This window comes from Mycobacterium sp., assembly GCF_052145595.1.
Lineage (GTDB): Bacteria > Actinomycetota > Actinomycetes > Mycobacteriales > Mycobacteriaceae > Mycobacterium.
The window spans coordinates 12,703-29,223 of the sequence record NZ_JBKQOI010000229.1 but is presented as its reverse complement, the minus strand read 5'-3'; the positions used below and the strand labels follow the sequence as shown (position 1 = coordinate 29,223).

Sequence of the window (16,521 nt, the reverse complement as noted above, 5' to 3'; positions counted from 1 at the left end):
CGCCCACCGAACCACGCGTGCTACAGATCCGCGCCCTGGTACTGGGCGGCGCGATGGACTGGCTCGAGGACAACGAGGCAAGCACCAACCACATCCTCGGTTTCCCGTTCACCGAACACGGGCTGCGGCTGGGCGTCGAGGCGTCCCTGCGCAGCCTGGCCCGGGTTGCGCCAACCCAACGGCACCGCTACACGCTGGTGGATATGGCGAACAAGGTGCGGCCCACCAGCACGTTCTAGTCCGCAAGAAAATCGCAAGGAAGCTCGGGCACAGTTGAGTCATGCCGGGGCAGTCCACGCAGTGGATCACCACGGCCCGCGTGCTGCGCCGGGCCGGTTTCGGCGTGACCGGGCCCGAGGTCGACGCGGCCGTCACCCGGGACTGGCCGAGCTACGTCGACGCCATGCTGGGCGCGGACCCCGACGCGGACCCGGGTGCCGTCGCCACTCCGATTCCCAGGCTTGAGCCGCCGCGCGCCCCCGGCAAAGGCGCGACGGTAGCGGCACGCAAAGAGTTCGGCCGTCAACTGTCCGAGCAACAGCGCGTGCTGTCCGACTGGTGGCTGAGCCGCATGGTCAGCGTCGGCCAGCCGATCCACGAGAAGTTGACCCTTCTGTGGCACAACCACTTCGCCACCTCCGCGCAGAAGGTCCGGGTGGCGGCGTTCATGGCCGCGCAGAATCAGAAGCTGCGCACCCTGTCACTGGGTGATTTTCGCGCCCTGGCCTACGCGATGCTGACCGACGTCGCGATGTTGCGCTGGCTGGACGGGCAGAGCAATACCGCCAAGGCCCCCAACGAAAACCTGGCCCGTGAATTCATGGAGTTGTTCGCCCTGGGTCACGGCAACGGCTACACAGAGGACGACGTGCGTGCCGGCGCCCGGGCGCTGACGGGATGGGTGATCGGGGCCCAAGGCCAACCCTCGGTGATCCCCAAACGTCATGACGCAGGGACCAAGACGCTGTTCGGGGTCAGCCGCAACTTCGACGGCGCCGGGTTCTGCGATGCCGTGCTGGCTCAACCGAAGTCGGCGCAGTACGTCGCGGGACGCCTGTGGCAGCAACTGGCCTCCGACGAGCCGCCGTCAACGCAGGCGCTCGACCGGCTGGTCTCCGCCTACGGCCCGGGACGCAACCTGCGGGCGCTGACCCGGGCGATCCTGACCGACAACGAGTTCACCGGCAGCCGGGCCGCGGTCGTCAACACCCCGATCGAATGGCTTGTCGGCGTGCTGCGGGCGCTGCGAGTGCCCATCGGCAACCCCGCGCAGCGCAAGCTCGCCGACGCCACCTTGCTGGGGTTGGGTCAGCGACCGTTCTACCCACCGAGCGTGGGCGGTTGGCCGCACGGCCAGGTGTGGTTGTCCACCGCCAGCGCCGACGCCCGGCTGCGCGCCGCGAGTCGGCTGGCGCAGATCGGCGACCTGTCCGGCGTCGAAAGCGCCGCCCCCGGCGATCGCATCGACGCGGTCGGCTATCTGATCGGCGTCGGGGCTTGGTCGGACCGGACCGCCGATGCGCTGCAGCCCCTGGTGCGCAGGCCGCCGCAGCTGGTCGCCGCCGCCGTCAACACTCCCGAATACCTGACCTCCTGAGCGAGATGTAGCGAGATCAACGATGCCCGAGATCAATCGCCGCAGATTTCTGATCGCCAGCGCAGGCGTCGGTGCGGCCGGCCTGCTGTCCGGAGCGTTAGCGGTGAGTTGGCCCGACCTGATGCGCGCGGCCCAGGACCGGCCGCTCGCCGAGGGCGCCGGCGTTCTGGTAATCGTCACGCTCTACGGCGGCAACGACGGGATCAATACCCTGATCCCCTACGCCGACAACGCTTATCACGACGCGCGGCCGGAACTCTCCTACGCTCCGGGCGACGTATTACACCTCGACGAGCAGCTCGGGCTCAACCCGGCGATGAAGGGCCTGGCCCAACTGTGGAGCCAGCGGCAACTCGCCATCGTGCGCGGCGTGGGGTATCCGCAGCCCGACCACAGCCACTTCCGGTCCATGGACATATGGCAGACGGCATCGCCGGCCGAACCCGTCTCGACCGGCTGGATCGGCCGCTGGCTCGACGCCACCGGCGACGACCCGTTGCGAGCGGTCAACATCGGCCCCGTCCTGCCGTCACTGGCCGTCGGCGAAAAGTACACGGCGGCCGCGCTTTCGACAGCTCAAGTGCCCGCCGAGCAAGCGGACAGGTTCGACACGATCATGGGCGCGCTCGGCACGGACGACTCCGACGACACCCCGGCGATGGCCGCGGTGCGCAAGTCCTATCGCGCTGCGCAAACCACCAACAAGACCTTCGCGCCGGTCAAACCCATTGCCAAGGAGCGCAATTCGCTTGCTACACAGCTGAGCATGGTGGCCGGCGCCGTGAAGGCGCGCGTCCCGACGCGGGTTTACACGGTGCAATTGGGCGGCTTCGATACCCACGCCGACGAGCGCGAAACCCAGCAGCGCCTGCTGCAAACCTTCGACGCGGCCGTCACCGGGTTCCTGCAGGAGATGGCCGGCGACCCCCACGGCAAAAACGTCGTCCTGATGGCGTATTCGGAGTTCGGGCGCAGGGTGCGCGCCAACGCTTCGCAGGGCACCGATCACGGCACCGCCGGTCCGGTTTTCGTCGCGGGCGCACCGGGCGGACCCGTTAAAGGCGGCTTTTACGGCGAGGAACCGAGCCTTACCAACCTCGACAACGGAGACCTCAAGTTCACCACTGACTTTCGCGATGTCTACAGCGAGCTGCTGTCGCGAACCGTGGGGGCCGATCCCACGCCGTCGGTCGGGGCCGGCCGAAGCAGCCTTGGCTTCCTATAGACACACGCTGACGCAGTCGCGGGCGATGGCCAGTTCTTCGTTGGTCGGGACCACCAGCACGGCGATCGGCGAGTCGTCGGCCTAGATCTGCCGCGCGCCCTTACCCCCGCCGAGGTTGCGGCTCTGGTCGAGCACGATGCCCAGCCCCTCCAGGCCGGCCAAAGCGTCCCGGCGCACCTCCGCATCGTTCTCGCCGATTCCGGCCGTGAAGCTGACGACGTCGGTGTGTCCCAACACCGCCAGGTAGGCACCAATGTACTTACGTAATCGGTGAATGAACACGTTGTAGGCCAATTCGGCTGCGCCGTCACCCGATTCGATCAGGGTCCGCAACCGCCGAAAGTCACGTTCACCGGCCAGGCCCAACACCCCGGACCGCTGGTTGAGCATCGCTTCGATCTCCTCGACGCTCATTTTCGCAGCGCGGGACAGGTAACTGAAGATGCCGGGATCGACGTCGCCGCTGCGGGTACCCATCACCAAACCCTCGAGCGGAGTCAGCCCCATCGAGGTGTCGACGGGCCGGCCTTGTGCGATCGCCGACGCCGATGCGCCGTTACCCAAATGCAGCACAATCTGATTCAGCTCACCGACCGGTCTGCCCAAACTCTCCGCCGCCCGCTCGCTGACGTAGTGGTGTGAAGTGCCGTGAAACCCGTAGCGGCGGATCCGCCACTTCTCGGCCAGCCCGCGGTCGATGGCATAGGTCGCTGCCGGCGCGGGCAGGTCGTGGAAGAACGCCGTGTCGAACACCGCGACGTGCGGAACATCGGGCAACAGCTTTCGTGCGACCTCAATCCCCTTGATTGCGGGCGGATTGTGCAGCGGCGCCAGCGGTGAGAGCTCCTCCAGCTTCGCGATCACCCCGTCATCGACAAGGGTGGGCCGGTAGAACGTCTTGCCGCCGTGCACCACCCGGTGACCGACCGCCGTCAGTCCGCAGGTGTCCAGGTCGATGCCCGCCTGGGCCAACAGGTCGAACGCCAGACGCAACGCCGCGTCGTGGTCGGCGACGGCGTCGCCGCGCTGAAGATGATGTTCCCCGGCATCCAACCGGGCCGACGAGGACTGCTCGGAGATTCGCTCCACGATGCCCGCCGCAGGTGCTGTGCCGGAATGCGCTTCGACCAACTGGAATTTCAGGGATGACGAGCCGGAGTTGATCACCAAAACGAGGCGGGCCGCGCTAGTGGCCATCGCGGATGCCCTGTGCCTGGATCGCGGTGATGGCAACCGTGTTGACGATGTCTTCGACCAGCGCACCCCGGGACAGATCGTTCACCGGCTTGCGCAACCCTTGCAGCACCGGGCCGATCGCGATCGCCCCGGCGCTGCGCTGCACCGCCTTGTAGGTGTTGTTGCCGGTGTTGAGGTCGGGGAAGATGAGCACCGTCGCACGACCGGCCACCGGCGAATCGCCCACCTTGGTGGCCGCGACCGACGGTTCTATCGCGGCGTCGTACTGGATGGGACCCTCGACCAGCAGCTGCGGATCGCGACGCCGCACCAACTCCGTTGCCGCCCTGACCTTGTCGACGTCCGCGCCGGCGCCGGAGTCGCCGGTCGAGTAGGACAGCATGGCCACTCGCGGCTCGATGCCGAACTGTGCCGCGGTGCGCGCCGAGGAGATCGCGATATCGGCGAGCTGTTCCGGCGTCGGGTTCGGCACGATCGCGCAGTCCCCATACGCCAGCACCCGATCGGGCAGGCACATCAGGAAAATGCTGGAAACCGTGGAGACATCCGGGACGGTCCTGATGATCTCTAACGCCGGACGAACCGTATGCCCCGTGGTATGGGCGGCTCCGGACACCATGCCGTCGACCATGCCGTTGTACACCATCATGGTGCCGAAATACGAGACTTCGTGCATGATCTCACGCGCCTGCTCGATGGTGACTCCCTTTGCCTTGCGCAGCTCTGCGTACTGGTCAGCGAACTGATGGCGCAATTGTCTGCCGTGCGGGTCGATCACCTTCGCCCCGTCCAGGTCGACTCCGAGTTCGGCCGAACGCAAGCGGATTTGGGCTTCGTCACCCAGGATGGTCAGGTCGGCGACACCACGCTTTAGCAGGCGGCTGGCGGATTTGAGGATGCGGTCGTCGTCACCTTCGGGAAGAACGATGTGCTTGCGATCCGAACGAGCCCGCTCCTGCAGTCGATACGTGAACATCTGCGGTGTGGTAACTGTCGGGATCGGGATCGCAAGCTGCGCTAACAGATCCGCCACATCGACGTAGCGGTCCATGAGTTCAAGTGCGGTGTCGATCTTGCGCTGCGAGGTCGCGGTGACCCGGCCGCGTGCCGAGGCGGCCGCGCTGGCCGCGTCGTAGGTGCCCAGCGTGGTGGCGATGACAGGTAGCCGCAGCCGCAGACCGGAGACCAGGGCCGCGATCGATGGATGTAGTTCGAACCCACCATTGAGGATGATGCATGACAGCGACGGAAATCCCTGGGCCGCATGGGCGCTGGCGACGGCAAGCAGCACATCCGAGCGGTCGCCGGGGGTAATGACCGCCACACCGTCAGTCAGCCGCTCCAGCACATGGTCGGCGGTCATCCCCGCGACCAGCACGCCCGTGACCTCGCGTTCGGTCAGCTGGGCGTCGCCGCTGACCGGCGTCCCGTTCACGGCCTTCTGTAGTTCGGCCACCGTCGGCGCCGCCAGCAGCGGCTCTTCGGGCAGCACATAACTGCGCGGGGCGAACGTGCGCAAAGCCTCGGCGACGGCGCCCAGCTCAGCCGGCTCGCACCGGTTGGCCACCACCGCCGCGGTGTGTGCCCGCTGGGTTGCCAGTTCGGCCAAACAGACCGCGACCACGCTGGCGACCTGATCGGCGGTGCGACCCTTGCCACTCACCGCCAGCAGCACCGGCGCGCCGAGGTTGACCGCGATCCGGGCGTTGACCGAGAGCTCGGCGGGGCTGGTGACGTCGGTGTAGTCGCTGCCGACGATCAACACCGAATCGCACGCCTCGGCCATCGCGTGATAGGCACTGACGATGCTGGCGATGGCGGCGTCGCCGTCGGCGTGCAGCTGTTGGTAGGTGACGCCGACGCACTGCTCGTAGGGCAGGCCCGCGGTCGTGTGCGCCAGCAGCAGCTCCAAGATATAGTCACGGTCCTCACCGAGCCGGGTGATCGGCCGGAACACACCGACTTTGGCGACCGTAGCGGTTAATCGATGCAGGATCCCCAACGCGATCGTCGACTTGCCGGACGCCGGTTCGGGCGCAGCGATGTAAATCTCAGCGCGAGCCACGGCCCGCCTTTCAGCCGAGCCGCCGCAGCCGGGGCGCCAGGTCCTTCTCGAAGAGCTCCAGAAACCGGCGTTGATCATGGCCGGGCGCGTGGAACACCAGGTGGTTGAGGCCCCACGTGACGTACTGACCGACCTTTTCGACGGCCTCGTCGGGGTCCGACGCCACGATCCAGCGCTTGGCGACCTGCTCGATCGGCAGCGCGTCCGCGGCCTTTTCCATTTCGATCGGATCGTCGATGCTGTGCTTCTGCTCGGCGGTCAGCGAAAGCGGTGCCCAGAACCGGGTGTTCTCCAGGGCGAGCTCCGGGTCGGGATCGTAGGAGATCTTGATCTCGATCATCTTGTCGATGTCGTCGACATTGCGGTCGGCGGCCGCGGCGCCTTCCAGCACCGCGGGAATCAACTTGTCCTTGTACAGCTCCTCGCCCTTGCCGGAGGTGCAGATGAAGCCATCACCGGCCCGTCCGGCATATTTCGCCACCGCCGGGCCGCCGGCGGCGACGTAGATCGGAACCCCGCCCTCCGGCACGTCGTAGATCGAGGCGCCCTTGAGCCGGTAGTACTCGCCGTCGAAGTCAACGCGGTCGCCGCGCCACAGCTCCCGCATCAACCACACCGATTCGCGCAGCCGGGCGAACCGCTCCTTGAACTCCGGCCAGTCGCCCTGGTACCCGGTGGCGATCTCGTTCAGCGCCTCACCGGTGCCCACGCCGAGGAAGACGCGGTTCGGATACAGGCAGGCCATGGTGGCGAAGGCCTGCGCGATGACGGCCGGGTTGTACCGGAAGGTGGGGGTGAGCACCGACGTGCCCAGCGTGATCCGGTTGGTGCGTTCGCCGACCGCCGTCATCCACGCCAGCGAGAACGGAGCATGCCCACCCTTGTGCCGCCACGGCTGGAAGTGGTCGCTGACGGTTGCGCTGTCCATGCCGTGACCTTCGGCGGCGACGGCCAGCTCGACGAGCTCGCGCGGTGCGAATTGTTCAGCGGACGCTTTGTATCCGAGTTTCAGTTCAGCCACCCGTTCTTTCTACTCCTACACTCGCGGGCATGGGACGGGCGCCAACTCTTGTTCAGGTCACCGACACCGTGCACCTCGCCGAGGGCCACGCCGTTAACTGGACGCTGGTCACCGACGACACTGGCGTCATGTTGATCGACGCCGGCTATCCCGGGGACCGGGAGGACGTGCTGGCCTCGCTGCGCAACCTGGGCTACAACGCCGGCGACGTCCGCGCCATCCTGCTGACGCACGCACACATCGACCACCTGGGCTCGGCGATCTGGTTCGCGCGCGAACACGGCACCGAGGTGTATTGCCATGCCGACGAAGTGGGGCACGCCAAGCGGGAGTACCTGGAACAGGTCTCGGTTTTCGATGTCGCACTGCGCATCTGGCGACCGCGATGGGCCGTCTGGGGCGTCCATGTTGTGCGCAACGGCGGCCTGATCCGCGACGGCATCCCGACCGCCCGGCCGCTGACCGCCGAGGTGGCCGCCGGGCTGCCGGGCCACCCGATGGCCGTCGCCACCCCCGGGCACACCGGCGGGCACTGCTCGTATGTCGTCGACGGCGCGCTGGCCAGCGGCGACGCGCTGATCACCGGCCACCCGCTGCTGCGTCATCGCGGGCCACAACTGCTGCCGGCGGTCTTCAGCCACAGTCAACCCGACTGTCTGCGCAGCCTGAACGCGCTGGCGCTGCTGAACACCGACGTGCTGCTGCCCGGGCACGGCGATGTGTGGCGCGGCCCGATCCGCGAGGCCACCGATCAGGCGATCTCGCTGGCCAACGGCGGGCCTCGAGACCAGCCGCAGCATCCATAGCCACACCAGCCACAGCAGTCCCGGCAAAGTCTCCACAACGGGACCGCAAATGCGCTATCACATGCGATATCGAAAACGGACGTCCAGCGGACCTTGGTTGCCACCGGCGACGCCGATGGAGAGGCTCGTTGTGACGGTTACCCCGAACTCACTGACCCGTGAGCCCCAGGTGCTCGCGTAATGTCTCACCGGCGTACGCGGTGCGAAAGGCACCGCGCTCCTGCAGGAGCGGCACCACCCGGTCGACGAACTCGTCCAGGCCGTGCGGCGTCAGATGCGGCACCAAAATGAACCCATCACAGGCGTCGGCCTGGATGTATTGGTCGATCTCGTCTGCGATCCGCTTCGGCGTGCCGACGAACTGTTGACGGCCGGTGACGGCGATAACCAGTTCGCGAATCGAAAGGTTCTCGGCCTGAGCGCGTCCGCGATAGCGGCGCGCCACCGCCACCGGATCGACGTGCCGTACCCGCCCCTGCGTGATGCCGCTGTCGCTGGTCGGCTCGATATCGGGCAGCGGCCCGCCGGGGTCGTAGCCCGACAGGTCGCGGCCCCACACCTGTTCGAGCATCGCGATCGCGGTCGCGCCGCTGACCTGCTGGTAGCGGATGTGCCGCGCCCTGTCCTGCGCCTCGGAATCGGTGTCACCGATGACGAACGTCGCCGCCGGAAAAACCTTGAGCTGGTTTGGGTCTCGACCGTAGGACGTCGCCCGGCCCTTGACGTCGGCGTAGTAGCGCTGACCGTCTTCCAGCGACGAATGCACGGTGAACAAGGCGTCGGCGTTGCGCGCGCCGAACGCACGGCCGTCGGCGGAGTCGCCGGCCTGCAGCAGCACCGGATGGCCTTGCGGGCCGGCGGGCAGCGTCGCGAAACCGCGGACGTCGAACTGCGGGCCGCGGTGCCGGACGCTTCGAATTCTGTCGGGATCGACATAGACCCCGCCGTCGACGTCGGCCAGCACGGAATCGGCTTCCCAGCTATCCCAGAATTGGCGGGCCACGGTGAGGAACTCCTCGGCCCGCGAGTACCGGTCGGCGTGGTCAAGAAAGCCGCCGCGCCGGAAGTTGGCGCCGGTGAAGGCATCCGACGACGTGACAATGTTCCAGCCGGCACGGCCGCCTGAGAGATGATCGAGTGTCGCGAATTGCCTTGCCACCTCGAATGGTTCGTTGAAAGTGGTGTTGATGGTTCCGGTCAGACCGATCCGGTCGGTGACGCCCGCCAACGCGGCAAGCACGGTGAAGGTATCCGGACGGCCCACCACGTCGAGGTCGTAGATCCGGCCGCGATGCTCCCGCAGTCGCAGTCCTTCGGCCAGGAAAAAGAAGTCGAACAATCCGCGCTCGGTGGTGCGGGCGAGGTGCACGAACGAGTCGAACTCGATCTGGCTGCCCGCGCTGGGGTCGGTCCACACCGTGGTGTTGTTGACGCCGGGGAAGTGCGCGGCAAGGTGAATCGGCTTGCGGTGCTCGCCCTCTCGCAAATTCATTCGGCCAGGCCCCACCGTTTGGCGATCAGTTCGTGAGACCGCAGCCGGTCGGCCTGCCGGTGGGTGACCGAGGTGATGACGAGTTCGTCGGCGCCGGTGAGGCGTTGCAACCGGGATAGCCGCTCGGCGACCTCGTCGGGGTCACCGACGAATTGCGTTTCCAGCCTGTCTTTGACGACGGGCAGCTGTTCATCGGTGAGCGGCGGGCAATCGTCGGGATCCGGGTAGGGCATGGCGCCGACGCCGGTTCGGATGGAATACACCCATTGCCCGTAGCCGGTGGCCAGATGCCTTGCGGTGGCGCTGTCGTCGGCAACGACGATGTCGGCAGAGACCACGACGTAGGGCCGCTGCAGCGTGCCCGACGGGACGAACGTGTCACGGTATGCGTCGATGGCCTCCAGGGCGGTTGCCGGAGTGATGTGATAGCTCGCAACGAACGGCAGCCCGCGCGCACCGGCCATCCTGGCGCTCTGCCCCCTGGTGCTCCCAAAGATCCACGGTGTCAGTCCGGATCCCTCGCCCGGCACCGCGTGCACGTCAAAACCCTCGACTCCGTAAGAACCGTCCAGCATCGCGATGATGTCGCCGAGCTGCTCGGCGAAGTCGGGCGCCACCGCCTCGGGCTGCTGCAGAATCCCCATGGTCGCCTGCACGCGCTCCTTGTCGAGAAGCCCACGCAGATCGAACGGCAGCGGAATCACCACGCCGTCGACCTCGCGCCGCTGCCGCGGCGGACGCGTCTTGGTCGACGGCTGCTTCGGCTTGAACCCGGTGTCGCGCCGTTGCCCCCGGCCAACACCCAAGTCGATGCGGCCCGGATAAAAGGCTTCCAGCATGCCGAAGCTCTCAACCACCGCGGCGGCCGTCGTGTGACTGAGCTGCACTGCGGCGGAGCCCACCCGGATCTTGTTGGTGGCGGCGGCGATTTGGCCGATCAGTACGGCCGGCGACGAGCTGGCGACACCGACGAAGTGGTGCTCGGCGATCCAGAACCGGCGATAACCCCACCGCTCGGCGTGCTGGGCGAGCTCGATGGTGTTGCGCAACGCCGTCGCCACGTCGCTGCCTGCGCTGATCGGCGCGAGGTCCAGGATCGACAGCGGAACCGTATTCATCGGCTCACCGCCGCGTAGCGGTTCGGGGCCACCGGCAGGCCGAGCCGTGCCCGCAGCGTTTCACCGTGCCGGTAGCCGGTGCGGAACCGCCCGGCTCGCTGCAGAAACGGCACCACCTCGTCGGCGATCACCGGGAGATCGGTGGCGTTGACGGCCGGCCGCAGCCGCGCACCGTCGATGCCGATTCGCTGCCATTCCAACAGCATGTCCACCAATTCCGTTGCACTGCCTGCGAAGACGAGCGCATCGGAGCGAAAGTCGCCGTCACCGCCAAAAGACACCACGATGTCGGCGAACACTTTCAGCTCGGCGCCGCCCGCCGCGTGCACCTCGTCGAGGATGCTTCGCACCGCGGCGCCGTCGGTGGGGGTGATGAAGACGACGTCGGCGCCGGCGGCGGCGAAATCATAGACCGGACCGGCATGCGCGAGCGCGGCCACCACCGGCTGGCCCTGCGGCGGGCGCGGCGTGATCGACGGCCCCTTGACGGAGAAGTACTTTCCGGTGAAGTCGATGTAGTGCAGTTTGTCCCGGTCGACGTAGCGCCCGGTGGTGACGTCGCGGATGATCGCGTCGTCCTCCCAGCTGTCCCACAACCGGCGCACCACGTCGACGTACTCCACTGCCTCGTCAAATAACGGGATCTGGGATCCGTCTCGGCGGCCGAATAGCGCCGCCTCGTGCGTGGTCACGCTGACCCGTGCCTGCCAGCCCGCCCGGCCATGCGACACATAGTCAAGGGTGGCAATGGATTTGGAGACGTGAAACGGCTCGGTGTGGGTGACCGTGGCCACCGGGATCAGCCCGATGTGCCGCGTCGCGGGCGCGATGCGGGCCGCGACAAGCACGGCATCGGCGCGGCCGGCCAGCCGTCGTGGATCGATCCGCTCGCGGCGTCCGGGCTGCGGCATCAAAGTGTCGTCGATGGTGAGGAAGTCGAGCAGCCCACGCTCGGCGGTCGCGGCAAGCCCGGCCCAGTAGCGACCGCTGAGCACCGACGGGGTGCCGGGGTCCGACGCCAGCGTGGCGCGCCATGCCCGCGGATGCCAGCCGTACCCGTCCAGCGCGACACCCAGATGCAGCTGACCGGTCATGCGAGGCTCTGGTCGAGGATCTTCTCGAACGCGATCGGGCGAAACGGCCCCCAGGACGGTAGCGGGTCGGCCGCCACGCGGGTGTACCCGGTCGCGTCATACAACGCCTCGGCCTCGGGTTGGCGATTGCCGGTGATCAGGTACAGCCGCCGGTAACCGCGCGCGGCGGTCTCCGCCTCCAGCGCTGCCAGCAGCGACCTCGCGTAGCCGCGGCGACGATGCGCGCGGTCCGTCCAGATCCGCTTGAGCTCGGCGGTGTCGGCGTCATATCGCCGAAACGCACCGCCGGTGACCGGCACGTCGCCCAGTACGCCGATCAGCAAGCCGCCGTCCGGCGGCGCCAACTCGGCCGCCGGCACCGGCAACCAGGCCAAATGCACGCTCGGCGTGCCGCCGTATCGCTCCGCATACTCGACGGCCAGCTCTTCCAGTAACGGCTGGGCCAGCGGGTCATCATGGGTCGCCGACACGAATTGGAGCTGGCGACCTGGGGCTGACTGGCTCGATTGAGGCATCACCTATCGTCTAACGCTTGTCGCCCGGAAGCATTCCGGACCCGCTTCGCGGTGACATATCCCGGGGTGACCGCCAAGTCGTCGGGGCCGCCACGCCACAGTTCGGCCTGCCCCATCGCGGTGAGCAACTCAACCACGTTGCGCTCGACCGTCTCCCAGCCGTGGGCCGCCAGATACTCGGGGACATAACGATATTCACCCGAGTAGGTCAGGCTGGCCAGGTCGACGTCCAGCCCGTGTTGTCGCCAGCCGTTGACAAACGCCCGCCCCGCCTCCAGCTGCATTGGGGTCCAGGTGGGCATGTGGTCGGCCGCGAACCGGCTGCCGGCGGCGCTTACCGACGTGACATCTTGCAACAACCGATTCTGTCCGGCGGGCGGCAGGTACCCGACGAGGAGTTGCTCGGCGATCCACACCGTGGGTTGATCGGCGTCGAAACCGACCCGCCGCAGCGCCGCCAGCCAATCCTGACGAAGGTCGATGCCAATCGCGCGACGGTTCGCGGTCGGCTTGGCACCCAGCCCGCGCAGCACCTCGGACTTGAAATCGAGCACTTCGGGCCGATCGATCTCATACACCGTTGTCCCGCGCGGCCACCACAGCCGATACGGCCGAGTGTCCAGACCGGACGCGAGGATCACCACTTGGCGAACGCCCTCCCGGCCCGCAAAGGCGAGAAACTCGTCCAAGAATCGGGTGTGCGCCGCGAGGAGATCGATGACTCCAGCCATGAGCGGGTCTTTGCCGTCATCGGCCGCGAACCGCTCGTCGGTGACCAGCCGGCTGAAGTACTCCACCCCTACGGCGCGGACCAACGGCTCGGCGAACGAATCGTTCATCAGGCCTTTGTTGGTGGCCACCGCCCTCGCGACCGCGCCGAACGTCGCGACCAATCCGAGGCCGGTACCCGGACCCCAGCTGTCGCCGTCTGCGCGTGCCATTGTTGGTCAGATGTCGGAGCGGCGCCGCTGGGCCAGCCCGACGACCGCTCGCCAACCGAGCAAAAGAACCGCGGTGACCGACGCCGCCACCACCACGAAACTCGCAGCCACACCCGCCGAGGTGGCCTTGCGCAACACCATGCCGACCGTCACGGTGCACAGCCAGACAACCACCCCGGTCGGGGCCACAGCGGTGGGTCGCCGCCAGCCGCGGGACGCCAGCCACCCGACGACAGTTCCGGTCAGAAACGGCCAGGCCGTCGTTGCGACGCCGGTGACGCTGGCGCCTTCGTCGTGGCTGCGGCGCCCGACGGCGCAGAACACCAGCACACAGATGACGTCCATGCCCAGCCACGCCAGCCGTTGCATGCAGCGAGACTACCGGGCCTGGTCGCGCTCCTTGACAGGTGCTCAGCGTCGGCGGCGGCCTCACGGCGGTTGGTTAGTGGCAGGCTGACTCCTATGAGTACTAAGACGCCACCGGCCTTTGACCGCGACGACCCGCTGGGTTTGGACGCCTCCTTGTCGAGCGACGAGATCGCGGTGCGCGACACCGTCAGAAAGTTCTGCGCCGAACATGTCACCCCACACGTCGCCGACTGGTTCGAGATCGGCGACCTTCCGGTCCGCGAGCTCGCCAAACAGTTCGGCCAGCTCGGCCTGCTCGGCATGCACCTCCATGGCTACGGATGCGGCGGAGCCTCCGCCGTGCACTACGGCCTGGCCTGCTTGGAACTCGAGGCCGCCGACTCCGGCGTTCGGTCCACGGTCTCGGTGCAGGGGTCGCTGGCGATGTTCGCCATCTGGAACTTCGGATCGGAGGAGCAAAAGCAGCAGTGGCTGCCCGGCATGGCCGCCGGCGAACTGCTCGGCTGCTTCGGGCTGACCGAACCCGACGTCGGATCCGATCCGGCCGCGATGAAAACCCGGGCGCGACGCGATGGTTCGGATTGGGTGCTCGACGGCCGCAAAATGTGGATCACCAACGGCTCGGTCGCCGACGTCGCCATCGTGTGGGCCGCCACCGACGACGGGATCCGCGGGTTCGTCGTTCCCGCAAACACCCCGGGCTTTTCCGCCAACACCATCCACCACAAGCTGTCGCTGCGGGCATCGATCACCAGCGAGCTGGTGCTCGACAACGTCCGGCTCCCGGCCGACGCGATGCTGCCCGAAGCCAAGGGGCTCAGGGGCCCGCTGTCCTGCCTGTCCGAGGCGCGCTACGGAATCATCTGGGGATCGATGGGAGCGGCCCGCACGGCCTGGCAATCCGCGCTCGACTACGCGACACAGCGCACCCAATTCGGCCGCCCGATCGCCGGATTCCAGCTGACCCAGGCAAAACTCGTCGACATGGCGGTCGAGCTGCACAAGGGGCAGCTGCTGTCACTGCACCTCGGTCGCCTCAAGGACAGCGTCGGGCTGCGTCCCGAGCAGATCAGCTTCGGCAAGCTCAATAACACGCGTGAGGCGATCAAAATCTGCCGGACCGCCCGAACTATATTGGGCGGCAACGGGATATCGCTGGAATACCCGGTTATCCGGCACATGGTCAACCTGGAATCGGTGCTGACCTACGAGGGCACACCGGAGATGCACCAGCTCGTCCTCGGCCAGGCGTTCACCGGAAGTGACGCCTTCCGCTGACAGTAGGCAGTCATGGTCACCGCCGCGCCGAGCATGAAGACCTGCTAGGTTGACGCCGGGGAGGTACCCAATGAGAGTTATTGCGTATCGGATCGAGGTTCTTCTCGCCGCGTGCGGGCTGTTCCTTTGCGCCGCGGCCGCCATGCCCGCGGCAACCGCCGATCCCACTGTCACGTTGCCGCCGATGACATCCGGCGGCGGCGGGCCGATCATCGGTGGTGGAAGCACGGCGGCACAGTGGATCTCGCAGCAGCTGACCGGCCTTGGCAATCCGAATGTGCAAGAGGTTTCCGGCTCGGACGCGGCGCAGTTCATCACGGCTGCCGCCGCGGTTGCCAACCCGCAACTCGCGGCCCCCTTCGGCCTGCTGCGTCGGGCGTTGGCATGCCAGACCAACAACGCCGGATTCGGGGCGCGTGCCTACCGACGCAACGACGGCCAATGGGGAGGGGCGATGCTGGTCGCGGCGAAGAGCGCCACACCGGATGTCGACGCACTTTCCGCCTGCGCCAAGACGAATTGGCGTAGGCCCACCGCGGGCAGTGACACTGCGATGTGCAACAGCGGTTGGACCACCCCGAACTCCTTCGCCAGCCGCGGCGGCGAGGCCTACTACATCTTTCTCGCCGGCACGGCGGACGACTTCTGCACTGGTCTAAACGGCAAGTACAAGACCAACGCCAGCGCGTGGCCGTTCTAGAACGACCGGCCCTTAAGCCGCGGCGATAGGCGAAACCGCCTGCGGTTCAACGATCATCACCACAGCTGGCGCGCCCGAATGCATGCGCGGCGTGTGCCTGGCGATGGCCCTGAGGCTCCCAAGGCCTATGATGATTGCGGCGAAGATCCCGCCAATGATTATTCCGGCTAGCGCCATCCCACGCCCACCTTGACCGGTTTGCTTGATCTGGTTCAGCGCGAGAAAGCCGAAGATCACCCCCAGGATGGGCCCGATCAAACAGAGCCATCCGAACAGCGAGCACACCAACGATGCGATGGCCATCGCATTCGTACCGGCGCGTGGCGGTGGGTAACCCGGCCCGGGCGGTGGGTAACCGTAACCGCCCGGTGGTGGTGGGTAGCTAGGCGGTTGTTCGGTCAAAGGGGCCTCCTACGATCGAGCGGCACAAACTCTACTCCGCGTGTTACACCTTGTCGCCACAAAGTTTTACGGCGTGGTCCCCGCGGCCGTTACCCGACCTGCGCAAAAAAGGAAACCCGTTGTGCCAGAACGCCGGCGGATCGTCGCAGGCCGCGAGACGCTCGGTGCGTCGTGCCGCTTCGGCGGCGATGCGGGCTTCGTTGATGCCGCGCTCCCGGCTGCGGTTCTCTCCCGCTGGTGGCATTCCCGTCGGCAAGATCAGTGCGGCCGTTGGGACGGCGATGGCCGGAAAGAACAGGCTTCCAACGGGTTTGGCGATGTACGTGTGTCCCGTGAGGAATGCGCGGGTGATATCGCTTAGTCGCGAGGCATGTGGCCCGAATCATGGCCAGCGGTGTCTACTTCCGCGATGCCTGCCCGATCGCGTCGAGAGAGGCTGTCGCCGCGATCCTGGAACCAACCGCGTTGAGGTGGCCCACGTCGGAGGCGTACCCGTCGTACAACGCGAAGTATCCCCGATTGTCGTAGCGACCGGAGACCCTCGTGCCGTCGGGCTTCGTGGACTCGATCGCGGCCGGGTCGAACAGGTGACGGCCGCCGTGCTCACGGCGGCGACGGCCGCCACCTCCTCGTCGCAAACCTCCGGGGCTCAGCATGTGGCCCAGAGGGTAGCTGGGTGACAATGAGTTTGCGCAGCATTG

General features: G+C 67.0%; 17 protein-coding genes and 1 pseudogene. 6 read left to right on the top strand and 12 right to left on the bottom strand.

Features of this window, described 5'->3' with window-relative positions:
• The 3 genes from ACLP4W_RS20525 to ACLP4W_RS20515 all read left to right on the top strand — a co-directional run.
• Window positions 1-239, top strand: a 239-nt coding sequence (locus ACLP4W_RS20525) for a tetratricopeptide repeat protein (protein WP_442389076.1), incomplete at its 5' end; no start/stop codon positions are given.
• A 41-nt stretch (window positions 240-280) separates the two neighbouring features.
• A complete protein-coding gene (locus tag ACLP4W_RS20520) occupies window positions 281-1,597 on the top strand; it encodes a DUF1800 domain-containing protein (RefSeq protein ID WP_442389074.1) in 1,317 nt (438 codons plus the stop codon).
• Window positions 1,598-1,619: 22 nt separating this feature from the next.
• Entirely contained in the window at window positions 1,620-2,822 is a 1,203-nt protein-coding gene (locus tag ACLP4W_RS20515; protein WP_442389072.1) for a DUF1501 domain-containing protein, read from the top strand.
• On the opposite strand, the pseudogene ACLP4W_RS20510 reads toward ACLP4W_RS20515, so the two are convergent.
• The 3 genes and pseudogenes from ACLP4W_RS20510 to fgd form a co-directional block, all read right to left on the bottom strand.
• Window positions 2,817-4,019 (bottom strand): annotated as a pseudogene (locus tag ACLP4W_RS20510) (acetate kinase). The gene ACLP4W_RS20515 and the pseudogene ACLP4W_RS20510 sit on opposite strands and share 6 nt — an antisense overlap.
• Window positions 4,009-6,084: a phosphate acetyltransferase gene (gene pta / locus ACLP4W_RS20505; RefSeq protein WP_442389070.1), complete on the bottom strand. Its 2,076-nt coding sequence runs from the start codon at window positions 6,082-6,084 to the stop codon at window positions 4,009-4,011. Before pta ends, ACLP4W_RS20510 begins: the two are co-directional and overlap by 11 nt.
• 10 nt (window positions 6,085-6,094) lie before the next feature.
• Window positions 6,095-7,105: a glucose-6-phosphate dehydrogenase (coenzyme-F420) gene (gene fgd, locus ACLP4W_RS20500; protein ID WP_442389068.1), complete on the bottom strand. Its 1,011-nt coding sequence runs from the start codon at window positions 7,103-7,105 to the stop codon at window positions 6,095-6,097.
• Between the two features lie 29 nt (window positions 7,106-7,134).
• Between fgd and ACLP4W_RS20495 the strand changes: the two genes are divergently transcribed.
• A complete protein-coding gene (locus ACLP4W_RS20495; protein ID WP_442389066.1) occupies window positions 7,135-7,911 on the top strand; it encodes an MBL fold metallo-hydrolase in 777 nt (258 codons plus the stop codon).
• 148 nt (window positions 7,912-8,059) lie between these two features.
• Here ACLP4W_RS20495 and ACLP4W_RS20490 read toward each other — a convergent pair whose 3' ends face one another.
• Genes ACLP4W_RS20490 through ACLP4W_RS20465 form a run of 6 tightly spaced genes read right to left on the bottom strand, consistent with a single transcriptional unit; the run spans window position 8,060 to window position 13,416 of the window.
• The gene (locus ACLP4W_RS20490; RefSeq protein WP_442389064.1) at window positions 8,060-9,403 is read right to left on the bottom strand and encodes an NtaA/DmoA family FMN-dependent monooxygenase; all 1,344 of its coding nucleotides are present in this window, start codon (window positions 9,401-9,403) and stop codon (window positions 8,060-8,062) included.
• Window positions 9,400-10,521: an LLM class flavin-dependent oxidoreductase gene (locus ACLP4W_RS20485; protein ID WP_442389062.1), complete on the bottom strand. Its 1,122-nt coding sequence runs from the start codon at window positions 10,519-10,521 to the stop codon at window positions 9,400-9,402. Before ACLP4W_RS20485 ends, ACLP4W_RS20490 begins: the two co-directional genes overlap by 4 nt.
• Window positions 10,518-11,615: an LLM class flavin-dependent oxidoreductase gene (locus ACLP4W_RS20480; protein ID WP_442389060.1), complete on the bottom strand. Its 1,098-nt coding sequence runs from the start codon at window positions 11,613-11,615 to the stop codon at window positions 10,518-10,520. Before ACLP4W_RS20480 ends, ACLP4W_RS20485 begins: the two co-directional genes overlap by 4 nt.
• Window positions 11,612-12,130 carry a GNAT family N-acetyltransferase gene (locus ACLP4W_RS20475; RefSeq protein WP_442389058.1) on the bottom strand — a complete coding sequence of 173 codons (519 nt, stop codon included), beginning with the start codon at window positions 12,128-12,130 and terminating at the stop codon, window positions 11,612-11,614. The genes ACLP4W_RS20480 and ACLP4W_RS20475 overlap by 4 nt, the downstream gene beginning before the upstream one ends.
• Window positions 12,130-13,071, bottom strand: coding sequence for an SAM-dependent methyltransferase (locus ACLP4W_RS20470; RefSeq protein WP_442389056.1), 942 nt, complete (start codon window positions 13,069-13,071; stop codon window positions 12,130-12,132). The genes ACLP4W_RS20475 and ACLP4W_RS20470 overlap by 1 nt, the downstream gene beginning before the upstream one ends.
• Window positions 13,072-13,077: 6 nt before the next feature.
• A complete protein-coding gene (locus ACLP4W_RS20465; RefSeq protein WP_442389078.1) occupies window positions 13,078-13,416 on the bottom strand; it encodes a DUF3054 domain-containing protein in 339 nt (112 codons plus the stop codon).
• A gap of 117 nt (window positions 13,417-13,533) precedes the next feature.
• On the opposite strand from ACLP4W_RS20465, the gene ACLP4W_RS20460 reads away from it, so the two are divergent.
• Window positions 13,534-14,718 carry an acyl-CoA dehydrogenase gene (locus tag ACLP4W_RS20460; RefSeq protein ID WP_442389054.1) on the top strand — a complete coding sequence of 395 codons (1,185 nt, stop codon included), beginning with the start codon at window positions 13,534-13,536 and terminating at the stop codon, window positions 14,716-14,718.
• Between the two features lie 70 nt (window positions 14,719-14,788).
• Window positions 14,789-15,418 carry a hypothetical protein gene (locus tag ACLP4W_RS20455; protein WP_442389052.1) on the top strand — a complete coding sequence of 210 codons (630 nt, stop codon included), beginning with the start codon at window positions 14,789-14,791 and terminating at the stop codon, window positions 15,416-15,418.
• Window positions 15,419-15,430: 12 nt separating this feature from the next.
• Here ACLP4W_RS20455 and ACLP4W_RS20450 read toward each other — a convergent pair whose 3' ends face one another.
• From ACLP4W_RS20450 to ACLP4W_RS20440, 3 genes are all read right to left on the bottom strand, one after another.
• The gene (locus ACLP4W_RS20450) at window positions 15,431-15,721 is read right to left on the bottom strand and encodes a DUF4190 domain-containing protein (RefSeq protein WP_442389050.1); all 291 of its coding nucleotides are present in this window, start codon (window positions 15,719-15,721) and stop codon (window positions 15,431-15,433) included.
• A 142-nt stretch (window positions 15,722-15,863) separates the two neighbouring features.
• On the bottom strand, window positions 15,864-16,064 hold the full coding sequence (locus tag ACLP4W_RS20445; RefSeq protein WP_442389049.1) for a hypothetical protein: 201 nt from the start codon (window positions 16,062-16,064) through the stop codon (window positions 15,864-15,866).
• Between the two features lie 154 nt (window positions 16,065-16,218).
• On the bottom strand, window positions 16,219-16,476 hold the full coding sequence (locus tag ACLP4W_RS20440; protein ID WP_442389047.1) for a hypothetical protein: 258 nt from the start codon (window positions 16,474-16,476) through the stop codon (window positions 16,219-16,221).
• Window positions 16,477-16,521: the final 45 nt, after the last annotated feature.

Coding starts and splice junctions, on each gene's coding strand:
- ACLP4W_RS20460 (WP_442389054.1), top strand. CDS start 13,534: ATGAGTACTAAGACGCCACCGGCCTTTGACCGCGACGACCCGCTGGGT.
- ACLP4W_RS20480 (WP_442389060.1), bottom strand. CDS start 11,615: ATGACCGGTCAGCTGCATCTGGGTGTCGCGCTGGACGGGTACGGCTGG.
- ACLP4W_RS20515 (WP_442389072.1), top strand. CDS start 1,620: ATGCCCGAGATCAATCGCCGCAGATTTCTGATCGCCAGCGCAGGCGTC.
- ACLP4W_RS20485 (WP_442389062.1), bottom strand. CDS start 10,521: ATGAATACGGTTCCGCTGTCGATCCTGGACCTCGCGCCGATCAGCGCA.
- ACLP4W_RS20520 (WP_442389074.1), top strand. CDS start 281: ATGCCGGGGCAGTCCACGCAGTGGATCACCACGGCCCGCGTGCTGCGC.
- ACLP4W_RS20440 (WP_442389047.1), bottom strand. CDS start 16,476: ATGCTGAGCCCCGGAGGTTTGCGACGAGGAGGTGGCGGCCGTCGCCGC.
- ACLP4W_RS20450 (WP_442389050.1), bottom strand. CDS start 15,721: ATGGCCATCGCATCGTTGGTGTGCTCGCTGTTCGGATGGCTCTGTTTG.
- ACLP4W_RS20495 (WP_442389066.1), top strand. CDS start 7,135: ATGGGACGGGCGCCAACTCTTGTTCAGGTCACCGACACCGTGCACCTC.
- ACLP4W_RS20490 (WP_442389064.1), bottom strand. CDS start 9,403: ATGAATTTGCGAGAGGGCGAGCACCGCAAGCCGATTCACCTTGCCGCG.
- ACLP4W_RS20470 (WP_442389056.1), bottom strand. CDS start 13,071: ATGGCACGCGCAGACGGCGACAGCTGGGGTCCGGGTACCGGCCTCGGA.
- ACLP4W_RS20455 (WP_442389052.1), top strand. CDS start 14,789: ATGAGAGTTATTGCGTATCGGATCGAGGTTCTTCTCGCCGCGTGCGGG.
- ACLP4W_RS20475 (WP_442389058.1), bottom strand. CDS start 12,130: ATGCCTCAATCGAGCCAGTCAGCCCCAGGTCGCCAGCTCCAATTCGTG.
- ACLP4W_RS20445 (WP_442389049.1), bottom strand. CDS start 16,064: ATGCCACCAGCGGGAGAGAACCGCAGCCGGGAGCGCGGCATCAACGAA.
- ACLP4W_RS20465 (WP_442389078.1), bottom strand. CDS start 13,416: ATGGACGTCATCTGTGTGCTGGTGTTCTGCGCCGTCGGGCGCCGCAGC.